We start from the raw sequence: 4,422 nt of genomic DNA on the forward strand, positions 1-4,422 counted from the left end.
AACGGCCATGTTCCGGTTCAAAAGGCTTCTGGGTGGTCATCTAAGTCTGAGAGACTACGATGCTCAGGTGGGTGAAGCCATGGCCATGGTCAAAGCGCTTAACCGGATCACGCTATTAGGAATGCTGAACAGTATTCGCATTACGTAACAATCGACCCGTATGGGGCGCAGTCGTTACAAGTTCTGATTTATTCAACAAAGCCCTTTTGGAAGTTCGTCGTTGTAAGCACTGTAGCCATCCGTGTTTGCATGACTGACGACGGTAACGCTGATGGCCACTTTTGCCATAACCGTGTTTTTTCACAGGAGATATCTGTTCACAAAACGGGCATCTTACATCAACTTTAGCCACTGTATTCCACATCCAAAACCGGACATTTCACACTGCAATCAACATATTGAATACACGACCAGTTTTTCTAGGCCAGCGATACGCTGCTTAATCTGGCGAAAAACCGTCAGGACCTACGATCGACCATCAGCGTAAAGATGAGACTGGCATCTTATTGAATGCGCTGAACAAGATGAGCACCAATCTCCAGCAGCTTGTCGGGCAACTGCGCGATGGTGCTCACAGCATTGCTTCGGCTACCGCACAGATTGCGGCCGGTAACCTGGATCTATCCGGCCGCACCGAAGAACAGGCCAGTTCTCTGGAATAGACGGCTGCATCAATGAACAAGCTAGCGGCTACCGTTAAAAACACCGCAGAAAATACCCAACAGGCCAATACGCTGGTGAACGATGCCGCCCTGGAGATGAAAAATAGCGGCAGCAAAATGTCTGATGCCGCGAGCAAAATGCATGAAATCCGTGATTCTGCCAACCACATTGTAAAAATCATCGCCCTAATCGACGGCATTGCTTTCCAAACCAATATATTGGCGCTCAATGCCGCCGTTGAAGCAGCGCGTGCGGGTGAACAGGGTCGCGGCTTTGCCGTGGTGGCCAGCGAAGTGCGTAGCCTCGCGCAGCGTAGTGCCGCCGCCGCAAAAGAGATCAAAGCGCTGATCGACGATGCCGTGCACACCACACAACAAGGGATGGAACTGGTGGAAGGTGCCGAAACATCAATGAAAAACCTGAGCGACAACGCCTCTCACATGAGCAGCATTATGTCGGAAATTGCGCACTCCAGCCGAGAACAAAGCGTCGGGATCGATCAGGTCAACATTGGTGTCGGGCAGGTTGATGCATCAACACAGCAAAACGCATCGCTGGTGGAAGAAGTCTCTGCGGCTGCACAATCACTGCAAAATCAAGCGCAACGCCTGACAGATGCCGTCGCCGTGTTTGTCATTACACCGACCAGTTCAATGACAGTGACGTCCCCTATAACAACCGCTAAAACACCGTTACTGGCTGCTGCAAGTACAGATTCCACCACAACATCGTAAAATGATAACTGGACCACCTTTTAATTCAACCTATTGCCGGGGCGTATGAGCGCCCCTGCTCGCCTCACCTCTCGTTTTTGCTATTTTCAGATAATACGCCAATGACAACGCGCGATTACGCCTGCGAAAAGATGGGCTTTATGCACCGACTGCGCTAGAATAGCCTTTTCAGGATGAAGAGAAATTAGTTTTATTTCAATAAATTATTTTTAAAACTACCTTTGGAGGTGAAAACCATGCTGAGTGTCATTCCAGTATTGATATTTGTTGCACTGGTTATTGTATGGTCAGGGATCAAGATCGTGCCGCAAGGCTATCAGTGGACCGTAGAACGTTTTGGCCGCTACACCAAGACACTGATGCCGGGGTTAAACTTGGTGGTACCGTTCATGGATCGCATTGGTCGCAAAATCAATATGATGGAGCAGGTACTTGAGATTCCCTCCCAGGAAGTGATATCCAAAGACAACGCCAACGTGACGATTGATGCCATCTGCTTTATTCAGGTAGTGGAGGCGGCACGTGCGGCTTATGAGGTCAGTTCACTCGAATTGGCGATCAAAAACCTGACCATGACCAACATCCGTACCGTGCTGGGTTCTATGGAGCTGGATGAAATGCTGTCGCAGCGTGACAGCATCAACACCCGCCTGCTGCATATTGTCGATGAAGCCACTGGCCCGTGGGGCATAAAAATCACCCGTATTGAGATCCGCGATGTGCGCCCACCCGCCGAACTGATCGCCTCGATGAACGCCCAGATGAAAGCCGAACGAACCAAACGTGCCGACATTCTTGAAGCGGAAGGGGTGCGTCAGGCTGCCATTCTCAAAGCGGAAGGTGAAAAGCAGTCGCAAATTTTAAAAGCTGAAGGGGAGCGTCAATCCGCGTTTCTGGAAGCAGAAGCTCGTGAAAGAGCCGCAGAAGCAGAAGCACGCGCCACTCAGATGGTCTCTGATGCTATTGCCTCCGGTAATATTCAGGCTATCAACTACTTTGTGGCACAAAAATATACCGACGCATTGAAAGAGATTGGTTCTGCCGACAACAGCAAAGTTATCATGATGCCCCTAGATGCCAGCAATCTGATGGGCGCTATTGGCGGTATCGCCGAGTTGATTAAAGATAGCGGAAACGCCCGGAGCCAGAATGGACGTTGAACTGCTGGCTAAGAGTGCACACTGGGTGTGGCTCTCGCTCGGTGGTCTACTACTGGCGGCTGAAATGCTTGGGGCCAGCGGTTATTTACTGTGGAGCGGCGTGTCTGCCGTTATTATTGGTTTATTAACCTGGGTATTACCGCTGCCTTGGGCGTGGCAGGGAACGTTATTTGCCGTGCTGACCATCATCATCGCGCTGCTGTGGTTATACTGGCTGCGTAGCCGTTCACGCCGGATAGCAGGTGCCACACTGCTGAACCAACGCAGTCGGCAACTGATAGGAGTGCGTGCCACTGTCACCAAAGCGGTTGTGGATGGCATCGGGCGTGCCAGAATCGGTGACAGCACTTGGCGGATCAAAACCGATGAAGCTCTGCGCGTCGGTACTACCGTAGAAGTGATTGCCGTTGACGGCATTACGCTACACGTCCGCGCCCTCAAGGTTTAACCGCCCTTCCCGACTATCCCCAACAGTAACACGGTTGGGGATTTTTCATCCTTATGGAAGTATCCTCGCGCGGCACAAGCGGTTAGCATGAGCGTTTGTGGTTGATGGAGATAAATCATGACGTTACTGCGCCAACTGGCAACGTGGTTGGGATTAATTTCACCGTTCGCCTATGCCTACCCCGCACTGGATGTTTCTCTGACAAGCGGCGGACGCCTGCATTTGGTGGGCAGTATCCATATGGGCAGCGAAGCCATGTCTCCGCCGCCGGAGGTGTTGCTGCAACAATTGCAGCAGTCTACTGCACTGGTGGTAGAAGCAGATATCTCCGATATGGGTTCGCCGTTGCAGGAAGAGTACGAGCCAATTACGCTGGCGGAGCGCCTGGATCCAGAACGCTATCAGCTGTTCCAGCAGCACTGTGAGGCACTGGCGCTTAGCCTGAACCGCTTTGAGCATCTGCCTGCATGGCACGCGGCGCTGACGCTCCAGGCGATGCAAGCGCAATCGCTCGGCCTACGTCCTCACTATGGCATCGATTATCAATTGATTCAGGCCGCCAAAGCGGCAAACATTCCGGTGATTGAATTTGAAGGTCAGCAAGAACAGCTCGCCATGCTGCGACAATTGCCGCAGGGGGGTGTAGCATTACTGGAAGATACGCTGGATCACTGGCACGTTAATGCGCGTCTGCTTCAGGTGATGACCGGCTGGTGGCTGGAAGGACCGCCAGCAAAATCCGCTGCCGCTATGCCGGCGACGTTCAGCCACGCCTTGTCCGAGGTATTGATGCGTCAACGCAATACCCGCTGGCGCGATCAGTTACAAGCACTGCCGAGCGGACATTATGTCGTGGCTGTCGGTGCGTTGCATCTGTACGGCGACAATAGCCTGCCTTCCCTGCTACAACCTGTTAATGCAAAGCAATAACGACGGGATTGATTAAGGAACGAGCACCATGACACACGCAGTAAAACTTCTGGAAAAAAATAAGGTCGCTTTCCAACTTCACAACTACGACCATGATCCAAACGAAACCAATTTTGGCGAAGAAGCAGCGCGTAAGCTGGGGCTGAATAAAGAGCAAGTGTACAAAACCCTGCTGGTATCGCTGAACGGCGATGCCAAACACTTAGCCGTTGCCATCACCCCAGTCTCCGGGCAGTTGGATTTAAAGAAGGTGGCGCGAGCCTTTGGTGCCAAAAAAGCGGATATGGCCGACCCTATGCTGGCTCATCGGGTTACGGGCTATTTGGTAGGCGGTATTAGCCCGTTGGGAGGCTTTGTTGAATAAATCAGAACTTGTAACGACTGCGCCCCATACGGGTCGATTGTTACGTGATGCGAATACTGTTCGGCATTCCTAATAGCGTGATCCGGTTAAGCGCTTTGACCATGGCCATGGCTTCACCCACCT

At 51.9% G+C, this 4,422-nt stretch carries 3 protein-coding genes and 5 pseudogenes; 6 read left to right on the forward strand and 2 right to left on the reverse strand.

The window, feature by feature from the left end; all coding sequences use genetic code 11:
- Positions 1–148 (forward strand): annotated as a pseudogene (locus QZ506_RS01080) (IS5/IS1182 family transposase); the annotation flags it as partial.
- A 96-nt stretch (positions 149–244) separates the two neighbouring features.
- Here the strand turns inward: QZ506_RS01080 and QZ506_RS01085 are convergent.
- A pseudogene (locus QZ506_RS01085) lies at positions 245–352 on the reverse strand (IS1 family transposase); the annotation flags it as partial.
- Between the two features lie 130 nt (positions 353–482).
- Between QZ506_RS01085 and QZ506_RS01090 the strand changes: the two are divergent.
- From QZ506_RS01090 to QZ506_RS01110, 5 genes and pseudogenes are all read left to right on the forward strand, one after another.
- Positions 483–1,397, forward strand: a pseudogene (locus tag QZ506_RS01090) (methyl-accepting chemotaxis protein); the annotation flags it as partial.
- 236 nt (positions 1,398–1,633) lie between these two features.
- Positions 1,634–2,557: an SPFH domain-containing protein gene (locus tag QZ506_RS01095; protein ID WP_291968433.1), complete on the forward strand. Its 924-nt coding sequence runs from the start codon at positions 1,634–1,636 to the stop codon at positions 2,555–2,557.
- Entirely contained in the window at positions 2,547–3,005 is a 459-nt protein-coding gene (locus tag QZ506_RS01100) for an NfeD family protein (protein ID WP_291968434.1), read from the forward strand. Before QZ506_RS01095 ends, QZ506_RS01100 begins: the two co-directional genes overlap by 11 nt.
- 114 nt (positions 3,006–3,119) lie before the next feature.
- On the forward strand, positions 3,120–3,935 hold the full coding sequence (locus QZ506_RS01105) for a TraB/GumN family protein (protein ID WP_291968436.1): 816 nt from the start codon (positions 3,120–3,122) through the stop codon (positions 3,933–3,935).
- Between the two features lie 28 nt (positions 3,936–3,963).
- Positions 3,964–4,284: pseudogene (locus QZ506_RS01110) on the forward strand (YbaK/EbsC family protein); the annotation flags it as partial.
- Between the two features lie 55 nt (positions 4,285–4,339).
- On the opposite strand, the pseudogene QZ506_RS01115 reads toward QZ506_RS01110, so the two are convergent.
- Positions 4,340–4,422, reverse strand: a pseudogene (locus QZ506_RS01115) (lipoprotein); the annotation flags it as partial.

The sequence above is a fragment of the Candidatus Symbiopectobacterium sp. genome, from assembly GCF_020054415.1.
Classification (GTDB): Bacteria; Pseudomonadota; Gammaproteobacteria; order Enterobacterales; family Enterobacteriaceae; genus Symbiopectobacterium.

What these genes read in the sequence shown, in the direction of transcription:
- QZ506_RS01100 (WP_291968434.1), top strand. Translation starts at nt 2,547, where the DNA reads ATGGACGTTGAACTGCTGGCTAAGAGTGCACACTGGGTGTGGCTCTCG.
- QZ506_RS01095 (WP_291968433.1), top strand. Translation starts at nt 1,634, where the DNA reads ATGCTGAGTGTCATTCCAGTATTGATATTTGTTGCACTGGTTATTGTA.